Genomic DNA, 23,735 nt, shown 5'->3' with positions numbered 1-23,735 from the left:
ATTTGGCTTTCGAGCTGAATGACGCCTGGGAACTTGACGCCAGACATTTTGCCAGCGCGTTTTTTCATTCCGCGCTTGTGAACGCGTCGGGCCGTCGGGGGTGCGTGTCGATCTATCCTCATACGGGCTCTATACATGCATCCATTCGCATTGGCAATGGGCTCGATGCGAATAAAATGATTGCGACCGATGATGACTGAAGACGAATTTCAAGATTTGGCCAAAACTGAAAACTGGATTGCCCTCGGAGCGTGGCTGAATCGCGTTGTCCAAGACAGCCAAGCCTGCGGGTACGCGTTTCCGGACGATGCACTCCAAAGCGTTGCCGCTATTAGAGGCACAAAGCCTGCAAGCCTTCGCAATCCGATGTCCGCGGCGAAATGGTTAGAACAGAACCGACCAGATCTTTTTGAATCAAAGCCCGACTGGCTGGCCATGATGCAAGTTATTTTGCTTTCAAGGATAGATCGGTATGACCCTAGGAAATCCAAAGAGATAGCTGATGCCGTTCTTTCAGGGGAGTTATCTCAGGCGGAAACTAAGTCTATTCTTGATGAAGTTCGATTGGCGGAGAAGCCTGCGGTCGTGATTGCTAGAGGTGGTTTTGGCGGCCAGCGAAGAGCCCGAGACTTCGAAGTAAACGCAAAAATGCTTTTCAAACAGAACACTAGTGACATCTTCAATGTGGAAAATTTGACTGTTCGAGAAGGCAGAACGTTCGAGCCTCTTGCCACAGACTTAATCGTATACAAAGGCTCGGAGCCTTTTGCGGCGATTGAGATCAAAGGCCCGAGGAATAGAATTGATCCTGGCTACTTGATTGACCAACTGGCAAGAGCAGCACTTCTTTTGAGAAAGGTTCCTCAAGTACTATACGTTGTTCCTGAGCAATCTGAGTACAAACTGGGTGAACTTGTAGCGATACGAGACAAACTCGAAATCGAAGGAATTAAATTTGGGACATTGCCGGAGAAAAGTCGGCTCGCACCAAAAGATCTAAAAGTTCTGGGATGATGCACTCTCTAATGTTGGGTGTTATGCCGTGCGCGAAGGTCTGCAATGCGCAGAAAGCGGTCTTTGCAAAGTCTTGCGGACGGCCCTTAGCCGACATTGGGTGTGATGTTCGGATGCTGCGTTAGCAGCTCACTTAGCTGACATTTGTCCACGGTGCAGCATTTCAATTGGAACCCAAGTCAGCACCGCAGACCTAAGTGGCCATCCACTATTGAAACGTGGATCAGCCTTTGGTTGACTGAAACACCAGCGGCTACGCATTTTAATGGGTTCGCAAATTAACCCCAAAATTGGATTTCTCAATGACAGGCACCGAAAGCGACGGCCAAACATATTCAGCTCCCATAATCGATACAAATCCGAAGATAGCAAATCTGGCACTTTCTTGGCGCACCCCGCAATATAGTACCGAGGATGGGCTCGGCCCCATGGGTAGTATGCATGAAGCGGGCTCGTCGCTTGTTGCGATCAGCAAAGAAACCCCAGCAGGCACCACCGTCATCGGAAGCGGTGTAATGGTTGCCCGAGGACTGTTGCTGACGGCCACTCATGTTTTGGATGAGTTCAGAGGGTTAGGGTTTGGTCCGGTGTGTATGAGCTTTTTACCTAAGGGCCCTCGCGTATGGTTGCCATACGCGTCAACAACAGTGAGCGGCCAGAGCAAATATGATCCTAACCATAGCGTCGTCTCTGACATTTCCCTTGTTAGCTGCACCCTAAACTCGGATGCCATACCGGAGGAACCGCTCATGCTGACGCCCATGCGAGTGGCATTGCCGCTCATCGGGCAACGCCTCTGGGCCTTTGGTTTCCGTCATCAGGCCATTTCGGAAAATATCCCGTTAGTCACGCCCTTTGTATCTTCAGGTCGCGTGTCAGGGGCGTTTCCCTATGGGCGCGGCGAGCGCATGCCTTCGCCTTGCATCGAAGTAGACATGGACACACTCGGCGGAATGAGCGGTGGGCCGGTTGTGAATGATAAAGGCGAATTGATTGGAATCGTGTCATCATCCTGGGAAGGCGGGCCTTCCTATGTCACGTTAATCTGGGACGTGCTTAGAACAACAGTTGATACACCACCGGGTCTATTTGAACGCTTTGAAGAAATCAGCTTGATAGGCGCGTCAAAGCTGCGGGCCGCGCGGGTTTTGGGCGAAGTTCAAAATAAGCCTTGGGGGGATGTGATTATTAAATTCTCCGAGGAAGAGAGCGACCTTTTTGAGCAATCGAAATCCTATTTTGCCAATGATGAAGCGCTTCCGAAGGACCCGCACAGGTTCACTTCAGCCAAAGTGGAAGGTTTTGCAGAGAGGTATGATGAACAACTTGAAGAATTCGTCGAGCAGGCAGCTGAAGCCGAACTCTTGGCACTTCCACTTGCAGCATGTTTGTCCTTCCTTAAAGCAGGCGACGTTCCGGCACGCTTTCTAGATAGTATTTCGCAGGTCACGGCGGAGGTGTTGGAGGGGCTCGAGGACTTTGAAATTATTTCCATCCGTGACGAGGGCAGCGGTCTCCTGAAATTGCGCTGCTATTTTCATCTTCGCACCGTTGCATGGACTGCCTCTATGCCCCAGCGGGCCTATGACACACTCGACAATTCGTTCAGCGATAGATTTATGTTGGCGCAGGGGCATGCAGACAATGTCGATTTGGAGCTTATACAACGATGCGTGTTTCAGGCAGAAATGAACTTTAGGCTTGCCACCGAAGCATTCAGTTCATTCAATCTCATTTGGCTTGGGGTGCGTCATCGGAAGAATTAGTAGTAAAGGGCAGTCCATAGCGCCGCAAACGAACGGTATCCGCCGCCTGCTCTACGTTCTGATGCGGCCCTTCGCAGTCATTCAATAGATCTACCAAATGCTGCCGCTGCATTCCCAACAACAGACGTTCATAACTCCGCCGAACTTCTCTTGCTACTAAGTCGGTGTTGTCAGAAATTGCAGTTGGCGCGTGACTTTTGTGGCGAGGCTAAGTAGCATCTACCCTATGTATGACCATTGGGAAGATAAGGTACGGCGCCCATCCACCAAGGCCCTATTTTGTGCAATTGTTAGGATGCTGGGTCCTTGGAACCGACATTTTCGAGCAAACTCATGAGAGACTTAGCGACAGAACCCAAGAAGGCTTACCGTCACCTCGGAAGTGAAAACGGTCAAGCCTTCATTGGTTTGGTGGCGGACTTTAGAGCGGCCATCTTTGCCGGGGATGTACCGATGGGTCCAATTTCGGCCACCAGAGTAGGAGACAGTTTCGAATTAGACTGGTTCGTATCGTCTGGTTGTACGCTGAAAACAGTGATAGCTGCACGCGGCGCTGGGGACGAAGCATGGAAAGATTCTCATAGAATCCAGCTAGAGACTCTAACGATTGGCGGGGAGGTATTGGCTTAATGTTTGAACCAAATTGGGCTTCCCCACCGGGTGACACGATTTCTCGACTGGCCACCGCAGGCAATCTATCAGTGCATGACTTGGCCGAACGCATAGGGTTCGAAGAAGAAATGTTTTCCGGCATCATGGACGGCAGAGTCAAAATTTGCGACGAGGTTGCGGACGCACTATCCAACGAACTCGGTGCATCGCGCCAGTTCTGGATCGAGCGTTACAACCAATTTCTTGACGACAAAGTGCGCATTGCTGGTTCTGCTCAAGCAGAGACGCTTTCGACATGGGGGCAGTCCTTTCCCGCCAAAGCGTTGCGACAACTTGGTTGGCTGCCAAAGGGTTCTCGCGGTGAGCGGTTGTCCAAAGACATACTAGATTTTTTTGGGTGCGACAGTATCCAAGGTTGGAATGAGCGCTACTCTTCGGGGATAGGTCAAGTTGCGTTTCGAACGTCTTTTGCGTTCGAGGCTGATGAAATGGCAACTTTAGCTTGGCTGCGTGTCGGTGAGGTTCAATCCGAAAACTTGGCTCTCGCGAAGTTTTCTGCGAACGACTTCAAAAACCGTTTGCCTGAGTTGAAGAAGTTGTGCGCACTCAAACGCCCTGAATTGTTCTTTCCAAAACTTCAGCAAGCTTGCGCCGAACACGGCGTTGGTCTTGTTAGTTCGAAGGCCCCGACAGGTTGTCGAGCAAGTGGGGCCACTTGGACGTCGGCCAAGGGCAACCCAATTATTTTGCTAAGCTTCCGATATCTAAGTGAGGACCATTTCTGGTTCACCTTTTTTCACGAAGCTGCGCACGTAGTTCTTCATGGCACTGACCATATTTCGGTAGATGGCAGCGACCCGTCGCCTTTAGGTGCATCCGCAGTAGAAGATGAAGCTGATGCTTTCGCTCAAGATGCGCTTGTCGCAACTGATTTACGAGACGAGATGCTAAATGCCATACCTACTCGCCCACATGCTCGTAGGATCGCGCGAAAAGCTGGGGTGACACCGGGCATTATTGTCGGGCAGCTTCAAAAATATGGGGCGCTCCAACCTCACCAGTTTAACGAACTTAAGCGCCGGTACAAATGGGGCGACAACACAATGCTTCCGGTCCTTTCTCAACCCCGGAAATACACGTAGGCATCCGGGCTTTTTTGCCAATTGCAAAGGCTATCCTCGATCACTTGCTTTCCTACCCCGAGAATGTCGTCCAAGGCATCAACACGATGCTCCAAGGCTCTGCCGGTGATATTGTGATCTCGGTTGTTAAAAAACAGTAGACGTGCCCCAGCAAGCGGTCCCGTTGCCTTGTCCAAGTAGACGCTACCCGGCGTAATCGGAGCAAGTTGAAGTTTGCCGAGCATCGTAAGGAAGTCAAACCTCCCGAGGCGACCACCACCAAAACCAAATACCCCCTTCATGGATTTGTAGAGAGCATCGAAAGCCGCCTGCGGCTCCTGACCCACACTTCCATGTGTCGCGATCATTCGTTCTCTAAAGCCACCGAACTCGGTTTGCCACTCATAGTAAGTTCGAAACGTCTTGGCTATTGCTTGTGGCTTCTTGCTTTGAAATTTGCGGTGGTTGGAAAAACTACCGGAAATGCTGGCGTCAGCCAAGCGAGCAGAGTTCGCGCCCACCATGTTTTCGAAGCCTGCCGGGTTCGCAGCATATTGGGCGAATGTCCAAACAGGCCCTGCGCCGAACGATCCATAGATATTTGCAGCGAGCTTCCATTCGTCTACCGCATGTTTACCGAAATGAGTGAGGACGAATGTTAGCCAGGCCGCTTCGTCGAGTTGTCCGTTTCGGTGAAAGTGAAGTGTTCCTCGAACTGGGTCGAAAATACCAGAATGTGGATCGCACCTAGCCGCATTCACGCCACGCATCAACAACGTGTCTGTATATGAAATTCGACGTAGGCTGGACACGATTTGTTGCGCCCAGCAACGTCTCCGCTGAGCTGTTGCAATACCGGGGAGTGGACCAAATTGCGCGTCGATCTGATCCATCTTTCCGAGGAACTCGTCTATTCTGTCTTTGTGGACACCGTTCATGACCCGCCTCTCAACTTACGTTCTCAAATAGATCCCTAACGAGGGATTGTTTTCTTTCGAGCCTACCGAGGATGTAGATCCGATAGGTCGGTGAAATATCTTTCATGATCTTCACAACTCTGCGCAGCTCGGGCCTCTCGGTTCTAAGGCCATCTCCGCGCTTCTTCATTTCCTCAAAAATTTTGTGAATTCTGAAAAGCTCAATGAAGTCGCGCCAGTACGGCTCAAGGTCTGTTGGAGCGATGTATTCGATGTTGCCAGATCGGATTTCTTGCTCCGCCATTTTGACCTTTTCTATGCTCGGCCATGGGTCTCCTGATGGCATTTCAGGCATTGGCGAGAAATCATGGAAACCCTCCCTGTAGTATGCTTCGGCGCTAGATGTTGAAGTGTTCGCTGGGTGACCCTCAGTTGCTGCACAGTCATGGTACAAGTGTAGGCTTGTCACAGAATGGGTATACTTACCCAAACCAAAACCAAGTTCACGAGCCGCAACCTCCTGAAGCATAGTAAAAGTGAAAATGTCGTGCGGGAGGCCGAAGAATGCGTCATTGGAACGCATATGCGTGTGCATCAACAACTGCCCATTCCTAACCGCAAATTGAATGGTGCAGGTGCAAGGCTTGTCGCCGTTCTTGGGCCTAGCATCGGAGTTAGCGTAAATCTGTATTAGTGCGTTGCGCGAGCCCTCTCGCTCACGCAAAGTACGGATCACCCGATCCCATTCGCTAACTTCGTCACGCTTTTCTAGTGCCCCTTTTCCGAATATTCGCGGTCCGTAAGCCCCATTTGCAGTTACTTCGTCTTTTATCAGTTTTGGATAATTGGGAATGTAGTGCTTGATGAAGTCGACGCTATCACTGCCCGCTAGATACCAGAAAAACTCACCAAGTGGGCTGAAAGCTTTGGCCTTTGAAAATGATCGACTTAGCCGCGCCCGCGGGTTCTTCAGTTCTAAGAGCGCGCCAAAAACCTCGGTGCTTCTTCCCTTGTTGGAGTCGACTTCAAAATTCCCACGCCCGTTGAGAAGCTGCTTGAAGACAGCCCTCATCAGATCATCTAGGCTGTCTTCGCTCGCGTGAAACAACTTCGCTCAACCTCACCTTTTGGTTGAATTTCGACGTTGTCTCGGGAAAGTTCAAGGGGTTAGCCGAGCGATTTCCTGAACTTAATCCACAAGCGGCGCAACGGAGAAAACTATGACCGCAATTGAAATCAAGAAAATTATCGAGGGAGCGGAAGAGCTGAGGTCGTGGCGCCTAAACAATGTCTACTGCGAAATAAAGGAATGGGGTGATCGGCCAATCGAGTTCAAATCTGATCCTCGCGGGACCCAACTATTTTCAATAGAGGAAATGAAAAGATCATTCTGTAGGCGATTTATTGACTTAGCCGATTCAGCTGGCCGACTACTTGAGGAGAATAGGGTAGTAAGCGCGGCCATCCTTGCGAGAGCACAGATTGAGACTGTCGGCATGGCAGCCTTTTTTGTGCATGAGGTGTCTCGAATGACGCAGAAGGGCGACCTTGAAGCTTTTGAAGGACGAGTTGCTCAGTTCCTCGGCGGACCGGTCGACGGCGGGGGCGTCGCCAAGCGCGTTCACGTCATGGATGCTATGAGGCACCTCGACAAACTAGACCATACCTATGTTGAATACCTCTGGACCAAATATCCTGTAACGAAAGGTTTTTTTAACGCGTTAGACGAGGTCAAGTCATCAGGACTGGAAATCCAAGACCTTGTTAGCAGGATTTCTGCGATGAAGAACTATGACACTTTGAGCGAGTTCGTTCACCCAAATGCTCTGGGAACCTTTTTCATCTTTGGGCAACCTGAGGATAGAGGCCCAGACGAAGAAAAAGTAAGCGAGCTACTACGAAGGATGACTGGTGCAGCCACATGGCAAGGGCACCATATGATAACAGCCTTGAATGCCGCCGAGGGGTGGTCTGACGATTACTTTCAGCAGTTTGGGACCGAACGTCCGCTTTCTCCTTAATAAACTGTTCGCTTTGCACTCGCGGCCAAGGTCAGCTCTCCGCCCGATCTTCTAGTTGAGGATGTCCGCAGTGGGCTGGAAGCGGCCATCCGAAAACCTTCCCCGGCAATACGGCGATGGCGCGAAACAAGCAAAGAATGAGACCCGAAGATATGGAGCCTCGAACCAAGAAAGTTGAAGGTTAATGCGCCCAAAGTTTTGGGCCAAAAATGCAATTCTTTGGGCGAAATGCAAAGCTATGGGCGCACCTACAACACCGTCAGAAATCCAGATTCTCGACGCTCAAAGCGTTTTTCTGGATAAATTCCCGACGAGGTTCGACAACATCACCCATTAGCTTGGTGAACAGATCGTCGGCTTCCACCATATCGTCTACGCGCACTTGAAGCAGCGTGCGTGCATCCGGGTCCAAAGTTGTTTCCCAAAGCTGGTCGGGGTTCATCTCTCCCAGACCTTTGTAGCGCTGCAGGGACAGGCCCTTTTCCCCTTCTTCCAGAATGGCGCGCAACAGGTCCAGCGGACCGTGGATCAATTGGCTACGATCACGGCGGATCAACGTGGCCGATGTGTTGTAGACCTCTTGCAGGCTTTGCGTGAAGCTGCCTGTTTTGCGGGCCTCCCCCGACCGCAGCATCGGGCCGTCCAAGGTGCGAACCTCTTCGACACCACGCAGAATGCGGGCCAGGCGAATTCCGTGATCCTGCGTGATCCGGCCCTGCCAGCCACGCTCATACTCCAACGCGATCAGATCAAGACGGGCGGCAACCTTGTCAGCCACCCCTTGCAGGTCGGCGTCCACCGCACCCGGCACAAAGGCACCGGCAACGGCTGCCTGTTCCAGAATGTGGCGCGGGTAGTGCGTCGGGAAGGCGTCCAGAACGCGTTTCAACTGGCGCGCTTCGTCCACCACTCGGGCCAGGTCCTGCCCGGTGATCTCTTCACCCGAACCCAGTTTCAGCACGGCGCCCTCGATCCCCTGATTGACGAGATAATCGTCCAGTGCCGCCTGATCTTTCAGATAAACCTCTGATTTACCGCGCGAAACCTTATAAAGCGGCGGTTGCGCAATATAGAGATACCCACCTTCGATCAGTTCAGGCATTTGCCGGTAGAAGAACGTCAGCAACAGGGTCCGGATGTGCGCACCGTCCACATCCGCGTCAGTCATGATGACAATCTTGTGGTAACGCAGCTTTTCGATGTTGAACTCATCGCGGCCAATACCCGTGCCCAGCGCCATGACAAGATTGCCAATCTCTTGCGAGGACAACATCCGGTCAAACCGCGCGCGTTCCACGTTCAGAATCTTACCGCGCAGCGGCAGAACCGCCTGAGTCAGCCGGTCACGGCCCGTTTGCGCCGACCCTCCGGCTGAATCCCCCTCAACAAGGAAGACTTCGGTTTTGGAGGGGTCTTTTTCGGAACAATCCTTCAGCTTGCCCGCCAGATAGTTCACATCCATCGCCGTTTTGCGGCGGGTCAGTTCACGCGCCTTTCGCGCGGCCTCGCGTGCCAGCGCGGCCTCGATGATCTTGCCGACGATCGCCTTGGCCTCGGTCGGGTTTTCTTCAAACCACTCGGCAAGTTTTTCGTTCATCAGACCTTCGACCGCCGGACGAACCTCGGAACTGACCAGCTTGTCTTTCGTCTGTGACGAGAATTTCGGATCAGGCACTTTGACTGACAGCACACAGGTCAGACCTTCGCGCGCGTCATCACCGGTAAAGCTGACCTTTTCCTTTTTCGCGATCCCGCTGGACTGCGCGTAGTTGTTGATCGTCCGGGTCAGGGCACCTCGGAAACCCGCCACATGGGTACCGCCATCGCGCTGAGGAATATTGTTGGTAAAGGGCAGGACAGATTCGTGATAGCTGTCATTCCACCACATTGCGATTTCCACGCCTATATCGTCGCGCTCGCCCTTAATATAGATCGGCTCGGACATGGCGGGGGTTTTGGACCGGTCGAGGTACTTGACGAATTCCTTGACCCCACCTTCATAGAACAACTCGGTTTCCAGCCGCTCCGCCGGACGCTCGTCAATCAGGATGATCCGCACGCCCGAATTCAGGAAAGCCAGTTCGCGCAGGCGTTTTTCCAATGTCTCGAATGAGTATTCGAGGTTCGAGAATGTATCGGTCGAAGCCAGAAACCGCACTTCTGTTCCTGTCCGGTCTCCGCATTCACCGACAACCTTCAGGTGCTCAGCGGTTTCGCCACCTTCAAACCGCGCGACATGCTCTTTGCCATTGCGCCAGACACGCAGTTCCAACCAATCCGAAAGCGCGTTCACCACGGAAACACCCACACCGTGCAGGCCGCCTGACACCTTGTACGAGTTGCTGTCGAATTTTCCGCCGGCATGCAGTTGGGTCATGATGACCTCGGCCGCCGACACGCCTTCTTCCGGGTGGATGTCCACCGGAATACCACGCCCATTGTCGCTGACCGAAACACTGGAATCGGCGTGAATTTTCACCGTCACATGGTCAGCATGACCTGCCAGAGCCTCGTCAATCCCGTTGTCGACAACCTCATACACCATATGGTGCAGACCCGAGCCATCATCCGTGTCCCCGATATACATGCCGGGGCGTTTGCGAACTGCCTCCAAGCCTTTGAGAACCTTGATAGAATCTGCGCCGTATTCTTGAGGGGCCTGTGCGTCTTCGGACATTCAGTCAGTACCTATATTATTTTGGTAACTTATACGTTTTCTGGTAGGGATTGTCACGCCATCCCCCAATATTTTGTGGTTTTCCGGATCGTTTTTTGCCGCCCCGAGAGGGGCTCACAAACGATCGATATCAGACGCGATATCCGCTGCAATTTGCGCCGCATCAACGTCTGTGCGTTCAGCGGACAAGCGCAGCCCCAGAATGTCTGACTGATACCTGGCCGCCAAACGATCCGGATCACGTCCCGCCCCGATTTCACCGGCATCCTGAGCCTTGCGAAACAGATCAGCGAAACAGTCTTTCATTTCCGCCATGTAATGCGCCGCCTGATCCGCAAGGTCATGATCCTTCGCCTTCAACTCGGCATATGTCTTTGCCAACATGCAGGCCTTTGCCGGGGTCTCGGCTGCTTCGATCACCAATCGGGGCTGTGCCTTCAGCGCCTCCTTCGGACCCAGTCTCTCAGCCAGGGCCTTTAGGCGCGCCAAACCTTCTTGCGTATAACTCTCCAGCGTCAGCGCATAGAGCGCATCTTTCGACCCGAACGCCGCATAAAAACTGCCGGGCTTCAGCTTCAGTTCCCGCTCCAGATCCTTCAGCGATGTACCAGCCCAGCCCTGACGCCAGAAGATATCCTTCGCCTTCGCGATCAACACGTCACGATCGTATGCGGGTTTGCGGGGCATCAGCATCACCAATTCTTGAACGTTCACTCAAATATATACTTGAGCGATCACTCAAGAAACCCTAAATACGACCCATCGCGCCAGAAACAGGAGTTCCGACATGGCCAATTTCCCGTCTCACGACCTCGAAACCGCGCCTGAAGCGTCCAAACCGCTGCTGCAAAAGTCTCAGGCCGCTTTTGGTCGCTTGCCCGGCCTGCATAAGGTCATGGCCGAAAGCCCTCAACATCTGGAAGGCTACCAGATTTTGCACGGCCTGTTCCTGAAAACCGATTTCGACAATGATGAGAAAACCGTCGTATGGCAGACCATCAATGTTGAAAACGAGTGCCACTACTGCGTGCCCGCCCACACCGGTATCGCCAAGATGATGAAGATATCGGACGAGATATCGGACGCCCTGCGCAACGAAACCCCGCTGCCTTCAGCCAAGCTCGAAGCACTGCGCACTTTCACTCTGGAAGTGATGGAAACCCGCGGCAACCCGACCGAAGATCAGCTTCAGGCGTTCTTTGATGCGGGCTATTCACACCGCGCGGTTCTGGATGTCGTGCTGGGTCTGGCCCAGAAAACCATGTCGAACTACGTTAACCACATGGCCAAAACCCCAGTGGACGAAGTTATGCGCGGTTTTCTGTGGGAACGTAAAGTCAGCGAACCGGCCTAAGCAGTCACGACCGAACCCTCATCGCTTTCGGTAACGATCAGCGTCTGGGCCCGGTCGCCCAATTCCGCAAACAGTTCAGGCCCGGTACCGGTCATCCAGGCCTGAGCGCCCAGCGCGCAAATCTCGTCATAAAGCGCTGCACGCCGCCCAGCATCCAGATGCGCGGCCACTTCATCCAGCAGTACGATTGGAGGTGCGCCCAGCATTGCCGCCAGCGCCCGCGCATTGGACAGGATCAGCGACACCAAGAGCGCTTTCTGCTCACCAGTGGAACACTCCCGTGCCGGCACGCCCTTGGCCGCGAACACACCATACAGGTCGGACCGATGCGGCCCCACCAGGGTCCGGCCTGCTGCCAGATCCCTGAACCGGCTCTCGCCCAACGCGTCTCGCAAATCTTCCGCCGTCTCGGGCATTGCGCCTTCGGTTTGCACCAACTCCAGCTCGGCCGAAGGAAAGACCGTTTCCGCCCTGTCCTGCGCTGCCCGCAGAAGATCCAGCGACCTCAACCGCGCGGTATGGATGCGGTGCCCCGTCTCGGCCAACTGCCCTTCAAGCGCGGCGTACCAATGCGCGTCCCTGATCTGCTCTTTCAGCAGACGGTTACGTTCGCGCATCGCTTTTTCATAAATCAGCGATGTTTCGGCGTGGGCCGGGTCAAAACTCAGCGCGATACGGTCCAGAAACCGACGGCGTCCCTCAGCCCCTTCAATCCACAGACGGTCCATGGACGGGGTCAGCCAGACTACCCGTGCAAGTTTCCCCAGATTGATCTGGGTCGCCGACTTGCCATCAATTCGCACCTGTCGCGCTGCGTTGCCCTCGGACCAGGTTTCGATTTCAAACCGCTGCCCCTGAGCGTCCAGCAACCCGGACAGTTTCCAACCCAACGCCTCGGGCCGACGGGTCATCTCGGCCGCGCTCGCCCGCCGCATCCCGCGACCGGGCGAAAACAACGACACCGCTTCAAGAATATTGGTCTTCCCGGCCCCGTTCGGCCCGTGAATGGCAACCGGTCGGCCGTCCAGAGACAACCGCGCCAGCTTATGAGATCGAAAATGCGAGACCGTTAGCTCGGTCAGGGCCAATCCCATGACCCCTCCCTTCATCTTTTCAAAAATACTCCCGCCGGAGGCATCGCATCCGCGCGATCAGACGCGCATCGGCATGACGACGTATACAGCGCTCAGATCGTTGCCTTCACGCATCAATGTCGGGTCACCAGCCGAGTTGAACAGGAAAACTGCATTCTCACGATCCACCTGAGACGCAATCTCCAACAGGTATTTGGCGTTGAACCCGATCTCCAACCGCTCATCCCCGTAAGCGACAGCCAATTCCTCCTCGGCGGCGCCGCTGTCAGGAGCATTCACCGACAAGATCAGCTTGTCGCCTTCCAATTGCAACTTCACTGCCCGCGACCGTTCCGACGAAACAGTCGCCACGCGATCTACGGCCTGCGCGAATTCAGCAGCATCCACTTCAAGCTTGCGGGTATTTCCTTGTGGGATAACACGTGTGTAGTCGGGGAAGGTGCCGTCAATAACCTTCGACGTCAGCGTGATATCCGGCGTGGCAAAGCGTACCTTGGTTTCACTGACCGAAACGGCGATATCCATCTCGTCGTCATCCAACAGCTTGCGCAACTCGCCCACTGTTTTGCGAGGCACGATCACGCCGGGCATATCCGCCGCGCCAGCTGGCAAATCTGCGTCAATTCTCGCAAGCCGGTGGCCATCGGTGGCCACACAACGCAACACTTTTCCACCCTCGGACCCATCTGCCACATGCATGTACACACCGTTCAGATAGTACCGGGTCTCTTCGGTCGAGATGGCGAATTTTGACTTGTCGAACAACCGGCGCAGCAATGCTGCCGACGCGCTGAAATTCGATTGATATTCCGAGGACGCCATCACCGGAAAATCTTCTTTTGGCAGTGTCGCCAGCGAAAAATTCGACCGACCCGCTTCAACTGTCAGCCGTCCTGCGGCGTTGTCAGCAGTCAATGTCACCAGCGCACCGTCCGGCAGTTTGCGCACAATCTCATGCAGGGTTGTTGCCGCGACGGTCGTCGCGCCCGCCTTTTCGACCTGTGCGGGTGCCTTATCGACCACTTCGATATCCAGATCGGTGGCACGGAACTGGACCTGATCGCCTTCGGCCTCGATCAGGACATTGGCAAGTATAGGAATTGTATTGCGACGTTCTACAACGGACTGAGCCTGCGAAACGGCTTTAAGAAGGGTGCCGCGTTCAATGCTGATCTTCATACCCTCAATTCCTCTGACTTGCGTACCGACATGGGCGGGACTGGCACGTTAGCGGTTCCACCCCGAGGCACAAGGATTTTTTACGGATTTCTGGGTTGGAATGCACCAACCGTCAAGTGCGGCGTGCCCCACACGCCTCAGTTCTGGTGCAACCGTGGATTCTTACGCACAAAAAACACTCCGGCACAGAAGTCCGGAGCGTTTCTTAGCACTACTGGCCCGGTTCAGGCTTCGAGAGAACGGCGCAGCATTTCCACGTCTTCAGCGATCTGACCATCAGTCAGTTTCAGCTCTTCAATGCGCTTGACGCCATGCATGACTGTGGTGTGGTCGCGCCCGCCGAACCGGCGGCCGATCTCTGGCAGCGACCGGCTGGTCAGCTGCTTGCACAGATACATCGCCACCTGACGGGGGCGCGCGTAGGATCGCAGGCGCTTGGGACCGATGATATCGGACATGCGGATGTTGTAGTATTCGGATACTTTCCGCTGAATCTCTTCAACCGTGATCTTACGCTCGGATGCGCGCAGGACATCTGCCAGACAATCCTGCGTCAGCTCCATGTCGATCTCGCGTCCAACCAACGAGGCAAAGGCAAACAGACGTGTCAGAGCACCTTCCAGCACGCGGACATTGGTCGAGATACGATGAGCCAAAAATTCAAGGACGCCATCTGCAATCGTCAGGTCGGGATAGGAACTGCTATATTGCTGGACCTTGTTCTGAAGAATGCCCAGACGCAATTCATAGTCGGTCGGATGCAGGTCAACGACCAAACCACATTGAAGGCGGGACTTTACACGATCTTCCAGATCCTTGATTTCGCCCGGGGCGCGGTCGGCCGAGATGATGATCTGCTTGTTCTGATCCACCAGCGCATTGAACGTATGGAAAAACTCTTCCTGAGTAGAATCCTTTCCGGCAATGAACTGCACGTCATCGACCATCAACACATCGACCGAACGGAACAAATGTTTGAAATCCATCATCCGGCGTTCCCGCAGGGCCTGCACGAAGCGATACATGAACTGTTCGGCTGACAGGTACAGGACATTCAGTTCCGGATGCTTGGTTTTCAGCTCCCAGGCAATTGCGTGCATCAGGTGGGTCTTACCCAGACCCACTCCACCATACAGAACAAGCGGGTTGAATGTTACCGGGCCGCCTTCGGACACACGGCGCGCGGCAGCATGGGCCAGCTCGTTGGGTTTACCCACCACAAAACTGTCAAAGGTGAAACGTGAATCGAGCGGCGCGGCCTGCAACGACTCCAAAGCGTTCTGCGCACTATCCGTCGCCGCTAAGGGTACCGGCTCTGGCTGAGTTTCGGTGACCACCTTGGCTGCGGGCTTGGGACGCGCGGGCGAGTTGGCAGCAACACGGAAGTCCAGACGCTGAACGGTTTCCCCAGCCGTATTCAGCTCGTACAAGATGAGGTCCGCAAAATTCTGGCTAACGTAGTTCCCCATAAAGTTCGTTGGCACGGAAAAAACCGCCACACCATCCTGCAGCTCTTTAAATTCCAGAGGCTCGATCCATGTGGTGTAATTATTCCGACCGACAGCCTTCAGCAATTTGTTACGCAGTAGTCCCCATTTCTCTTGTGTCATTCAGCGCCTCACGCATCCCATTCTTATTGGCCTGTCGGCCTTATCATACGAAGCCGGTTGCCCGGTCTTGCATTCACACACCCAAAGGGAACCTGTCGCCAAACCTAACGGTTTGGCGGGGATTGCCCCTGAAAGTTCGGTGCACCCGGATTTTCGACGCTCAAAAATAGATGAGCGTCCCGAAACTCGGGCTGCACGTCACAATCTCAATCTTCAGACAGGGCCGAGAATCCCGGATAACCCGGACTTCGCGGCAGATCGGCAGCCCAGCTTGCGCCAGTCGTCGACGAATGTTTCCAGATCGATCTGATGCCCGTCAGTCCGATCGAGTAAACAGCCTGTCCCCCCAAGCGAGTGAATCGCTGACATCAGTGGTAGCAACTTGAAATGGGGCGCGGCAACGAAACTCTGATATTGACTCGGGTCTTTGGTCGAAAGAATCTCTCGGTTTCGTGAAGGCGCGGTATTCCGGCAACACGAAAAAAGCGCCGCAATGCGCAGCGCCTTTGACATTAGTTCAGCCTTGCTGACTTGACCTAAGGTAACCCTCAGGCTTTAGCCCAGAGCTTTGACCCGGGCCGACAGGCGCGACATTTTACGCGCGGCAGTGTTCTTGTGGAACACGCCTTTGGTGACGCCGCGCATCAGCTCAGGCTGGGCGGCGCGCAGTGCTGCGGTTGCCGCATCTTTGTCACCGGATGCAATCGCTTCTTCGACTTTACGCAGGTAGGTGCGGATGCGCGAACGACGCGCTTTGTTAACAGCGAAACGCTTTTCGTTCTGACGGGCGCGTTTCTTTGCCTGGGGCGAATTTGCCATGTATCTCTGACCTTCGTTCGGTACGGTTATCAAGGGTTGCGCGCCACGGATATATCCGCACCGGATCAGAAATCACGAGTGTGAGTCGGGCCATGCGGGCCGCACGCGCATGTATTGCGGCGCTCAATACCGAACATTTCAAGGATTGCCAAGCCGATTCTTGGGGCTCACAAATCGGGTAAAGAAAAGGCGGGCATAGCCCGCCTTTCATTAGTCTCTTGCGTTTTACTTGTCGCGAAACTGCGCAGCCCGCTTTTCAAGAAACGCCGCCATGCCCTCTTTCTGGTCCTCGGTGGCAAACATGGAATGGAAGACGCGACGCTCAAACAGCATTCCTTCACTCAGCGGAAGCTCGTAACTGCGATTGACCGCTTCTTTTGCCGCCGCTGCCGTCAGTGCCGATTTCTCGGCTATTTTTTGCGCCGCACCGACGGCTTCCTCGATCAGCTTCTTGGCCGGTACGACCCGGCTGACCAAACCAGCGCGCTCGGCTTCGTCCGCGTCCATAAACCGACCAGTCAGGTTCATGTCCATCGCCTTGGACTTGCCGACAAAGCGCGTCAAACGCTGGGTGCCGCCCAACCCGGCTATGACGCCAAGGTTGATTTCAGGCTGGCCGAATTTTGCAGTGTCCGCCGCAATGATGAAATCGCAAAGCATTGCCAACTCGCATCCCCCACCCAGAGCATAGCCCGCAACCGCGGCGATGATCGGTTTGCGAATCGCCAAAACCCGGTTGTTTGCATCAGCAAAAAGGTTGGTGGTGTAGACATCGACAAAGCTCATCTCGGACATTTCCCTGATGTCCGCGCCTGCGGCAAAGGCCTTGTCCGATCCGGTGATGACGATGCAACGCACCTTGTCGTTGCTGTCCGCCTCTTCCAGCGCGGTACACAACTCACCCAGCAACTGGGAGTTCAGCGCATTCAACGCATCCGGTCTGTCGAGTTTGATTAAGGCGACGTGGTCTTCGATTTCGACGATGATCGTCTCAAAAGCCATGAGAAAAAAGCTTCCGGTTGTTCCGTTCAGTTACGAGTCCTTACCACGCGAATTCTCTGGATCAAGCTATCTTTGGCATTGCGCACAGTAGAAGGATGAGCGACCGGACTGGGTGATTCTCTGGATCAGACCAGTGCAACCTTCGGTGCGGCAGGGCTTTCCTTCGCGACCGTAGACATCAAAGCTGTGCTGAAAATATCCAAGTTCTCCATCAGCTTGGCGGAAATCCCGCAGGGATGATCCGCCTGCTTCGATCGCGTCCTGCAACACCCTCCGAATGATGGGAACCAGCGATGCGACACGTGCCGCAGATATTTGCCCTGCTTTGCGACGTGGCGACACCTTGCCGCGATAAAGTGCCTCGCAAACATAGATATTCCCCAATCCGGCAACGATTCCCTGATCCAGCAGAGCTGATTTGACTGGGGTATTCCTGCCTTTGAGCGCCTCAATCAGGTGTTGCTCGTGGAAATCATTGCCCAAGGGCTCTGGTCCCAGAACCGCCAGAAGCTTGTGATCCTCGGCTGTGGCTGTGGGCAGCAGGTCCATCGCTCCGAACCGGCGTGGATCGTTAAAGGTGATACGCGTCCCGTTGGCCATGTGAAAAACAACATGGTCATGTTTCTCAGCGGCAGGATGTTCGCGCAGGAAATGACCTAGTGGATCCCCTGACACCGTCATTCGCCCGGACATCCCCAGATGGATCAACAATGTCTCGCCGCTGCTGAGATCGGCCAGGATATATTTTGATCGCCGCCGTAACCGATCCACGCGCTGCCCGGTCAGCCGTTCTGCCATGCGTTCGGGAAATGGACAGCGCAGATCCGGGCGATTCACATCGGCGCGTTCGATCTCGACCCCCTCCATCGCAAGGCTCAGGCCGCGTCTTACGGTCTCGACCTCGGGCAATTCTGGCATTACAGGGCTCCTATTCCAAAGGGCCGCATTGTGCCCCGCTTCCAGAGCCCTATAACAGAAGCGAAATTCGATAAACGGCAAGGCTTATGTCCGACAACAGCGACAACACCACCCATTTCGGGTTCGAAACCGTACGCGAGGCTGACAAGGCCGGGCGCGTGCAGGGCGTGTTCAACTCGGTCGCCTCGAAATATGACGTGATGAACGACGTCATGTCGATGGGTATCCACCGGGTCTGGAAAGACGCGATGATGGACTGGCTGGCACCACGTCCCGGTCAGCGTTTGCTGGATGTTGCAGGCGGAACCGGTGACATTTCCTTTCGCTTTCTGAAACGTGCAGGCTATGGCCATGCCACGGTTCTTGATCTGACAGAACCTATGCTGGTCGAAGGCCGGCAACGCGCCGAAGCCGACCAGATGGCCGATAGCCTGAACTGGGTGGTGGGCGATGCCATGGCCCTGCCGTTCGAGGACAACACCTTTGACGTCTACACGATTTCTTTCGGCATCCGGAACGTGACCCGCCCGCAAGAGGCCCTGAACGAAGCCTTTCGCGTGCTGAAACCCGGTGGCCGCCTGATGGTACTGGAGTTCAGTCAGCTTCCCAATGACGGGCTGCAGAAGCTCTATGACCTCTACAGCTTCAATGTCATTCCACGCATGGGAAAGCTGATCGCGAATGATTACGACAGCTATCAGTATCTGGTGGAGTCGATCCGCAAGTTCCCCGATCAGGAAACCTTCCTGAACATGGTCCGAACTGCTGGCTTCGAAAACGCCAAATACCGCAATCTCAGCATGGGTATCGCCGCGCTGCATTCCGGCTGGAAGATCTGACGCATGCGTGGTCCCCACAACTTCATCCGCCTGATCCGTACAGGCGCAACGCTTGAGCGCACCGGTGCCATGAACGTGGTCCTCGACGCGTTCGAGGCGCCAAGGGCTATCCGGTTTCTTGCCCACGCTCTAGGCAAACCGTTTTGGTGGCTGGGGTACAAGGGCGACCCGGAAATGCCGCCTGCAACACGTGCACTCACCGCTTTGGGCCCGGCCTACATCAAGTTTGGTCAGGTGCTTTCGACGCGCCCGGATGTAGTAGGCGATGAACTGGCTGTGCAACTTCGTGTTTTGCAGGACAAGCTGCCGCCGTTCTCGAAAGCCGTGGCTTTGGCCGAAGTGGAAAAGGAACTGGGGCAGCCTGTTGCCGAGATATTCTGCGATTTCAGTGAACCCATTGCAGCCGCGTCCATTGCTCAGGTCCACAAAGCCAAACTTGTTAGCACGGGCGAGGATGTCGCCGTCAAAGTTCTGCGCCCAGGGATTGAGCGCGCATTTCGCAAGGACGTGGACGCGTTTTATTTCGCCGCTCGCATAGTCGATTTGTTTGCGCCCGGTGCTCGCCGATTGCGTCCGATGGAGGTCATTGAACATTTCGATGGCGTTGTACGGGGTGAACTGGATCTGCGTCTGGAAAGCGCTGCTGCCTCGGAATATGCGGCCAACACAAAAGACGACAAAGGGTTCTGGCTGCCGCCTATATTGTGGTCACTGTCGGCACGGCGCGTGATGACACTCAGCTGGGCCGACGGTGTTCCATTGGGTGAAAATGACGCACTGGACGCCGCTGGCCACGATCGCCGCGATCTGGCTGAACGTGTGCTGCGCCTGTTCCTTCTTCACGCTCTGCGCGACGGCTATTTCCACGCCGATATGCATCAGGGCAACCTCAAGGTCGCCGCCAACGGTGATATCATCGCTTATGATTACGGTATCATGGGCCATATCGACGAATACACGCGCCGGGTCTACGCCGAGATTCTGTTCGGTTTCATCCGCCGCGACTACAAGCGCGTAGCCGAAGTGCATTTCGAAGCCGGTTACGTTCCTGCACACCAGGACGTCGATGAATTCGCCCGCGCCCTGCGTGCGGTTGGTGAGCCCATCTTCGGTATGGATGCCTCGCATATTTCGATGGGCCGTTTGCTAAGCTATCTGTTCGAAGTGACAGAGCGTTTTGGCATGGAAACCCGAACCGAGCTGATCCTTCTACAGCGCACGATGGTCGTGGTTGAAGGCGTTGCCCGGTCACTGGACGACCACATCAATATCTGGGAAGTTGCCCGCCCCGTGGTCGAAGATTACATCAAACAATCCATCGGCCCGCGCGCCGCGCTTCGTGACTTTGCCAAAACCGCTATGGTTCTGGCACGCTTTGGTCCGCGCCTGCCGACATTGGTCGAAAACGCGTTGATTGCACAGACGCACAAAGAAGAACCGGAAAACTCGGGTCTGTTGCCAAAAATCCTACCCGCCGCTCTCGGTGCGGTTGCCGGCGCAGCCATAGTTCTGTTGATCACTACACTCGGCTGATTGTGATCCGCAGGTTCATCTGGCTAAAAATATCCTCGGGGGGAATCGCGCCTTGCGCGATGGGGGGCAGACAGCCCCCCTTTGCCCAGACCCGGATCAGAGCCGCTCGATGGCAATGGCGATCCCCTGACCACCACCAATACACATGGTGATCAACCCTTTTGATCCGCCTGTGCGCTCCAGCTCATAAAGCGTCTTCATGGTAATGATGGCGCCCGTCGCACCGACAGGATGCCCCAGCGCAATCGCACCTCCATTCGGGTTCACCTTCGCTGCATTCAACCCAAGCTCCTGGTTGACGGCCAGCGCCTGCGCGGCAAATGCTTCGTTGCTTTCGATCACATCAAAGTCTTCCACTGACAAACCCGTCCTCCTGAGCAGGTTTTGCACAGCCGGTACCGGGCCAATACCCATGACTTCGGGGCGCACGCCAGCATGTGCATATCCGATCACGCGCGCTTTTGGCTTCAACCCGGCCTTTTCCGCCGCGTCTGCCGTTGCCAGCACCATCGCCGCCGCACCGTCGTTGATGCCCGAGGCATTGCCCGCCGTCACACGCCCATCTTTCTTGAACACTGGTCGCAACCCGGCCAGCGCATCGGCTGTCGTCGCTTTGGGATGCTCATCAACTTTGAAATCCACCATGTCGCGCTTGACCTTCACCTGAACGGGCACGATCTGGCTTTCGAAATATCCGGCTTCAATTGCGGCTGCCGCGCGGGTCTGGCTGGTCAGGGCGAAGTCGTCCATCTGTTCACGGCTGATCTGGTGTTCATCGGCAACGTTCTCGGCCGTCACACCCATGTGCCCTGTGCCAAAGGGGCAGTTCAACGCACCCAGCATCATGTCCAGCGAAGTGACATCACCCATTTTCGCGCCCCAGCGTGCCTGTGGAACAATGTAAGGGCTGCGCGACATGCTTTCTGCGCCACCTGCCACAGCGAAATCGGCATCGCCAAGCATCAAGGACTGCATCGCCGACACGATCGCCTGTGCGCCCGAGCCACACAGACGGTTTACATTCATCGCAGGGGTGCCATTCGGAATCCCAGCCTGCATCGCGGCAACACGCGACAGGTACATGTCCCGAGGCTCGGTATTGATGACGTGGCCAAATACAACATGCCCGATTTGCGCACCTTCTACCCCTGACCGTTCTAAGGCCGCTTCGGTGACCACCGTCGCCAGATCAATGGGTGCGGTTGACGCAAGTGCGCCACCGAAAGTTCCAATCGCGGTGCGCGCACCATCCAGCAATACGATGTCTGTCATGTCTTTCTCCTCTTGGAATCGTCGTCAGTATGCACATGCAGCATGATCCTGTCCTATAGGACGTGCCGTCACGGATGGAATTGACAAGCCGGGTCCCAACACGCATGGATTCCGTCATGACGGAGAATACAGACGATATCCTGAACCTTTTGCCTGCTCGCCTGAAAGAAGCACGCCGGGCCAAAGGACTGTCGCTGGAAGCAGTCGCAAACCTGAGCGGCGTATCCAGATCCATGGTAAGCCAGATCGAACGCGGTGAAAGCAGCCCGACGATCTCGACCCTCTGGAACCTGACCCGTGCATTACAGGTGGATTTTGCCGGTCTTCTGGAAGGATCAAAAGCCAGTGATCAGATCGAGGTGCTGCGCGCGTCCGAAGTGCCCAGCATCGACAATATGGGGCAGAACTGCCGCATTCGCATCCTGTCCCCACCGGAAGAGGCCGGTGGTCATGAGGTTTATGATATCGAGTTCGACAAAGGCGGGGCCTTGAACAGCCAGCCGCATGCGCGCGGCGCGCGTGAGCAGCTGACCGTGCTGGAAGGCGCCGTCAAAGTTAAATCGGGCAGTGCCGTGTCGGATCTGAGCCAAGGGGACACCGCCCGCTATGCCGCGGATATCGTGCATTCCATCTCAGCCAAAGAACCAGCGCGGGTGTTTTTGATCGTAAAGAACGCCTGACGTCAGCAAATTTCCGCCTTCACGGAAAATTTTCCTGTATATTGAAATTCCCCTATTTGGGAAATTCATCCGCTATGTTAGATGTGCGACTCAGTTGAACGGAGGTCGCCATGGCAGATGCATTCCTGTCCCACATCACGGACACACTCGCACAGATCGAATCCGAGGGGCTGTATAAACGCGAACGAATGATCACCTCGCCTCAGGGCGGTGAGATTACGGTGGGCGGCAAACGGGTGATCAACCTGTGCGCCAACAACTATCTGGGTCTTGCGGATCACCCCGCGCTGATCGAGGCCGCAACAAATGCGATGGGTCCGAAAGGATTCGGCATGGCCTCGGTCCGGTTCATTTGCGGAACGCAGGATATTCACCGTGAACTGGAACAGCGGTTGGCGATATTCCTGAACAAGGATGATGCGATCCTGTTCGCGGCCTGTTTTGATGCCAATGGCGGGTTGTTCGAACCGTTGCTGGGGCCTGAAGATGCCATCATTTCGGACAGTCTGAACCACGCCTCTATCATTGACGGGGTGCGGCTGTGCAAGGCCAAGCGCTATCGCTATCTGAACAATGACATGAACGACCTGGAAGCGTGGCTGAAGCAGGCGCGCGAGGATGGCGCGCGTCATATCATGATCGCAACCGATGGCGTGTTCTCGATGGATGGCTATTTGGCCAACTTGCCGAAAATTCGCGAACTGGCTGATAAATACGATGCCATCGTCATGGTCGATGATTGCCATGCAACCGGCTTCATGGGCCCGCGCGGCGCCGGAACACCGGATCACTTTGGTGTTGATGTCGACATTCTGACAGGAACTTTGGGCAAGGCACTTGGGGGGGCAATCGGCGGCTACATCGCCGGGCCGCAGCCAGTGATCGACCTGCTGCGGCAGCGGGCGCGGCCCTATCTGTTCTCGAACTCGCTGCCGCCATCCATCGTCGCCGCAGGACTTGAGGCAATCCGCCTGGTCGAAGAAGGCGACATTCTACGCGCGCAGTTATTCGGAAACGCAAAGTACTGGCGTGCCGGTCTGGAAAAGCTTGGCTTTGACCTTTTGCCCGGTGAACATCCGATTATCCCTGTCATGCTGGGCGATGCAACGCTGGCACAAGAGATGGCCGCCAAGCTGTTTGACGAGGGCGTGTATGTCTCGGGCTTCTTCTTTCCTGTTGTTCCCCGCGGACAGGCGCGGATCAGAACGCAGATGAACGCCGCCCTGACACGGGACGAACTGGACCGCGCGCTGGCGGCCTTTGGCAAGGTTGGCAAGGAACTGGGGGTGATCTGATGCGACCCAACA

General features: G+C 55.0%; 20 protein-coding genes. 9 read left to right on the top strand and 11 right to left on the bottom strand.

All coding sequences use genetic code 11. From position 1 onward, the window contains the following. Positions 1 to 189 precede the first annotated feature (189 nt). The 3 genes from ACR0AD_RS15230 (at position 190) to ACR0AD_RS15220 (ending at position 4,534) form a co-directional block, all read left to right on the top strand. Positions 190 to 1,014 carry a hypothetical protein gene (locus ACR0AD_RS15230; protein WP_170408651.1) on the top strand — a complete coding sequence of 275 codons (825 nt, stop codon included), beginning with the start codon at positions 190 to 192 and terminating at the stop codon, positions 1,012 to 1,014. Positions 1,015 to 1,316: 302 nt separating this feature from the next. After that, the gene (locus ACR0AD_RS15225; RefSeq protein ID WP_480488088.1) at positions 1,317 to 2,780 is read left to right on the top strand and encodes a S1 family peptidase; all 1,464 of its coding nucleotides are present in this window, start codon (positions 1,317 to 1,319) and stop codon (positions 2,778 to 2,780) included. A 629-nt stretch (positions 2,781 to 3,409) separates the two neighbouring features. Beyond that, positions 3,410 to 4,534 (top strand): ImmA/IrrE family metallo-endopeptidase, encoded by a 1,125-nt coding sequence (locus ACR0AD_RS15220; protein ID WP_480488089.1) that lies wholly within the window; start codon positions 3,410 to 3,412, stop codon positions 4,532 to 4,534. Here ACR0AD_RS15220 and ACR0AD_RS15215 read toward each other — a convergent pair. Both ACR0AD_RS15215 and ACR0AD_RS15210 read right to left on the bottom strand, forming a co-directional pair. Beyond that, complete coding sequence (locus ACR0AD_RS15215; RefSeq protein ID WP_480488091.1) at positions 4,513 to 5,451, bottom strand: alpha-glutamyl/putrescinyl thymine pyrophosphorylase clade 3 protein; 939 nt, start codon at positions 5,449 to 5,451, stop codon at positions 4,513 to 4,515. The two genes, ACR0AD_RS15220 and ACR0AD_RS15215, sit on opposite strands and share 22 nt — an antisense overlap. Before the next feature lie 10 nt (positions 5,452 to 5,461). After that, positions 5,462 to 6,502, bottom strand: coding sequence for a thymidylate synthase (locus ACR0AD_RS15210; protein WP_480488092.1), 1,041 nt, complete (start codon positions 6,500 to 6,502; stop codon positions 5,462 to 5,464). Positions 6,503 to 6,650: 148 nt separating this feature from the next. Here ACR0AD_RS15210 and ACR0AD_RS15205 point away from each other — a divergent pair, with 148 nt between their 5' ends. After that, positions 6,651 to 7,451: a hypothetical protein gene (locus ACR0AD_RS15205; RefSeq protein ID WP_480488094.1), complete on the top strand. Its 801-nt coding sequence runs from the start codon at positions 6,651 to 6,653 to the stop codon at positions 7,449 to 7,451. 259 nt (positions 7,452 to 7,710) lie between these two features. Here the strand turns inward: ACR0AD_RS15205 and gyrB are convergent, their stop codons facing one another. Both gyrB and ACR0AD_RS15195 read right to left on the bottom strand, forming a co-directional pair. After that, the gene (gyrB, locus tag ACR0AD_RS15200; protein WP_480483948.1) at positions 7,711 to 10,128 is read right to left on the bottom strand and encodes a DNA topoisomerase (ATP-hydrolyzing) subunit B; all 2,418 of its coding nucleotides are present in this window, start codon (positions 10,126 to 10,128) and stop codon (positions 7,711 to 7,713) included. 114 nt (positions 10,129 to 10,242) lie between these two features. Beyond that, positions 10,243 to 10,815, bottom strand: a complete 573-nt coding sequence (locus ACR0AD_RS15195; RefSeq protein ID WP_480488096.1) for a TetR/AcrR family transcriptional regulator — start codon at positions 10,813 to 10,815, stop codon at positions 10,243 to 10,245. A gap of 100 nt (positions 10,816 to 10,915) precedes the next feature. Between ACR0AD_RS15195 and ACR0AD_RS15190 the strand changes: the two genes are divergently transcribed. Beyond that, entirely contained in the window at positions 10,916 to 11,482 is a 567-nt protein-coding gene (locus ACR0AD_RS15190) for a carboxymuconolactone decarboxylase family protein (protein ID WP_480488098.1), read from the top strand. Here the strand turns inward: ACR0AD_RS15190 and recF are convergent. The 6 genes from recF to mutM form a co-directional block, all read right to left on the bottom strand. Further along, entirely contained in the window at positions 11,479 to 12,576 is a 1,098-nt protein-coding gene (gene recF / locus ACR0AD_RS15185) for a DNA replication/repair protein RecF (RefSeq protein WP_480488100.1), read from the bottom strand. The two genes, ACR0AD_RS15190 and recF, sit on opposite strands and share 4 nt — an antisense overlap. A gap of 57 nt (positions 12,577 to 12,633) precedes the next feature. Next, on the bottom strand, positions 12,634 to 13,755 hold the full coding sequence (gene dnaN, locus ACR0AD_RS15180; protein ID WP_480488102.1) for a DNA polymerase III subunit beta: 1,122 nt from the start codon (positions 13,753 to 13,755) through the stop codon (positions 12,634 to 12,636). 224 nt (positions 13,756 to 13,979) lie between these two features. Then, entirely contained in the window at positions 13,980 to 15,365 is a 1,386-nt protein-coding gene (gene dnaA, locus ACR0AD_RS15175) for a chromosomal replication initiator protein DnaA (RefSeq protein ID WP_480488104.1), read from the bottom strand. Between the two features lie 555 nt (positions 15,366 to 15,920). Next, a complete protein-coding gene (rpsT, locus tag ACR0AD_RS15170; protein WP_039541017.1) occupies positions 15,921 to 16,184 on the bottom strand; it encodes a 30S ribosomal protein S20 in 264 nt (87 codons plus the stop codon). Between the two features lie 225 nt (positions 16,185 to 16,409). Continuing rightward, entirely contained in the window at positions 16,410 to 17,186 is a 777-nt protein-coding gene (locus tag ACR0AD_RS15165; RefSeq protein ID WP_267363125.1) for an enoyl-CoA hydratase, read from the bottom strand. A 66-nt stretch (positions 17,187 to 17,252) separates the two neighbouring features. Then, positions 17,253 to 18,104 (bottom strand): bifunctional DNA-formamidopyrimidine glycosylase/DNA-(apurinic or apyrimidinic site) lyase, encoded by an 852-nt coding sequence (mutM, locus tag ACR0AD_RS15160; protein ID WP_480488106.1) that lies wholly within the window; start codon positions 18,102 to 18,104, stop codon positions 17,253 to 17,255. A gap of 86 nt (positions 18,105 to 18,190) precedes the next feature. On the opposite strand from mutM, the gene ubiE reads away from it, so the two are divergent. Further along, a complete protein-coding gene (ubiE, locus tag ACR0AD_RS15155; RefSeq protein WP_480474807.1) occupies positions 18,191 to 18,943 on the top strand; it encodes a bifunctional demethylmenaquinone methyltransferase/2-methoxy-6-polyprenyl-1,4-benzoquinol methylase UbiE in 753 nt (250 codons plus the stop codon). Positions 18,944 to 18,946: 3 nt separating this feature from the next. After that, positions 18,947 to 20,476, top strand: coding sequence for a 2-polyprenylphenol 6-hydroxylase (ubiB, locus tag ACR0AD_RS15150; protein ID WP_480483942.1), 1,530 nt, complete (start codon positions 18,947 to 18,949; stop codon positions 20,474 to 20,476). A 96-nt stretch (positions 20,477 to 20,572) separates the two neighbouring features. Here the strand turns inward: ubiB and ACR0AD_RS15145 are convergent, their stop codons facing one another. Next, the gene (locus tag ACR0AD_RS15145) at positions 20,573 to 21,748 is read right to left on the bottom strand and encodes an acetyl-CoA C-acyltransferase family protein (protein WP_480488107.1); all 1,176 of its coding nucleotides are present in this window, start codon (positions 21,746 to 21,748) and stop codon (positions 20,573 to 20,575) included. Between the two features lie 116 nt (positions 21,749 to 21,864). Here ACR0AD_RS15145 and ACR0AD_RS15140 point away from each other — a divergent pair, with 116 nt between their 5' ends. After that, positions 21,865 to 22,428 carry a helix-turn-helix domain-containing protein gene (locus tag ACR0AD_RS15140; protein WP_267363118.1) on the top strand — a complete coding sequence of 188 codons (564 nt, stop codon included), beginning with the start codon at positions 21,865 to 21,867 and terminating at the stop codon, positions 22,426 to 22,428. A 110-nt stretch (positions 22,429 to 22,538) separates the two neighbouring features. Beyond that, entirely contained in the window at positions 22,539 to 23,723 is a 1,185-nt protein-coding gene (locus tag ACR0AD_RS15135; protein WP_480483939.1) for a glycine C-acetyltransferase, read from the top strand. The last annotated feature ends 12 nt before the right edge of the window (positions 23,724 to 23,735 follow it).

Source organism: Ruegeria sp. BH8 (assembly GCF_056538065.1).
Note: the sequence above shows the minus strand (reverse complement) of the source record. Positions and strands in the feature narration are given on the sequence as shown.

What these genes read in the sequence shown, in the direction of transcription:
- recF (WP_480488100.1), bottom strand. Translation starts at nt 12,576, where the DNA reads ATGGGATTGGCCCTGACCGAGCTAACGGTCTCGCATTTTCGATCTCAT.
- ACR0AD_RS15215 (WP_480488091.1), bottom strand. Translation starts at nt 5,451, where the DNA reads ATGAACGGTGTCCACAAAGACAGAATAGACGAGTTCCTCGGAAAGATG.
- ACR0AD_RS15190 (WP_480488098.1), top strand. Translation starts at nt 10,916, where the DNA reads ATGGCCAATTTCCCGTCTCACGACCTCGAAACCGCGCCTGAAGCGTCC.
- ACR0AD_RS15220 (WP_480488089.1), top strand. Translation starts at nt 3,410, where the DNA reads ATGTTTGAACCAAATTGGGCTTCCCCACCGGGTGACACGATTTCTCGA.
- ubiB (WP_480483942.1), top strand. Translation starts at nt 18,947, where the DNA reads ATGCGTGGTCCCCACAACTTCATCCGCCTGATCCGTACAGGCGCAACG.
- ACR0AD_RS15225 (WP_480488088.1), top strand. Translation starts at nt 1,317, where the DNA reads ATGACAGGCACCGAAAGCGACGGCCAAACATATTCAGCTCCCATAATC.
- ACR0AD_RS15140 (WP_267363118.1), top strand. Translation starts at nt 21,865, where the DNA reads ATGACGGAGAATACAGACGATATCCTGAACCTTTTGCCTGCTCGCCTG.
- ACR0AD_RS15135 (WP_480483939.1), top strand. Translation starts at nt 22,539, where the DNA reads ATGGCAGATGCATTCCTGTCCCACATCACGGACACACTCGCACAGATC.
- ACR0AD_RS15210 (WP_480488092.1), bottom strand. Translation starts at nt 6,502, where the DNA reads ATGAGGGCTGTCTTCAAGCAGCTTCTCAACGGGCGTGGGAATTTTGAA.
- dnaN (WP_480488102.1), bottom strand. Translation starts at nt 13,755, where the DNA reads ATGAAGATCAGCATTGAACGCGGCACCCTTCTTAAAGCCGTTTCGCAG.
- ACR0AD_RS15145 (WP_480488107.1), bottom strand. Translation starts at nt 21,748, where the DNA reads ATGACAGACATCGTATTGCTGGATGGTGCGCGCACCGCGATTGGAACT.
- rpsT (WP_039541017.1), bottom strand. Translation starts at nt 16,184, where the DNA reads ATGGCAAATTCGCCCCAGGCAAAGAAACGCGCCCGTCAGAACGAAAAG.
- ACR0AD_RS15195 (WP_480488096.1), bottom strand. Translation starts at nt 10,815, where the DNA reads ATGCCCCGCAAACCCGCATACGATCGTGACGTGTTGATCGCGAAGGCG.
- ACR0AD_RS15205 (WP_480488094.1), top strand. Translation starts at nt 6,651, where the DNA reads ATGACCGCAATTGAAATCAAGAAAATTATCGAGGGAGCGGAAGAGCTG.
- ubiE (WP_480474807.1), top strand. Translation starts at nt 18,191, where the DNA reads ATGTCCGACAACAGCGACAACACCACCCATTTCGGGTTCGAAACCGTA.
- ACR0AD_RS15230 (WP_170408651.1), top strand. Translation starts at nt 190, where the DNA reads ATGATGACTGAAGACGAATTTCAAGATTTGGCCAAAACTGAAAACTGG.
- mutM (WP_480488106.1), bottom strand. Translation starts at nt 18,104, where the DNA reads ATGCCAGAATTGCCCGAGGTCGAGACCGTAAGACGCGGCCTGAGCCTT.
- gyrB (WP_480483948.1), bottom strand. Translation starts at nt 10,128, where the DNA reads ATGTCCGAAGACGCACAGGCCCCTCAAGAATACGGCGCAGATTCTATC.
- dnaA (WP_480488104.1), bottom strand. Translation starts at nt 15,365, where the DNA reads ATGACACAAGAGAAATGGGGACTACTGCGTAACAAATTGCTGAAGGCT.
- ACR0AD_RS15165 (WP_267363125.1), bottom strand. Translation starts at nt 17,186, where the DNA reads ATGGCTTTTGAGACGATCATCGTCGAAATCGAAGACCACGTCGCCTTA.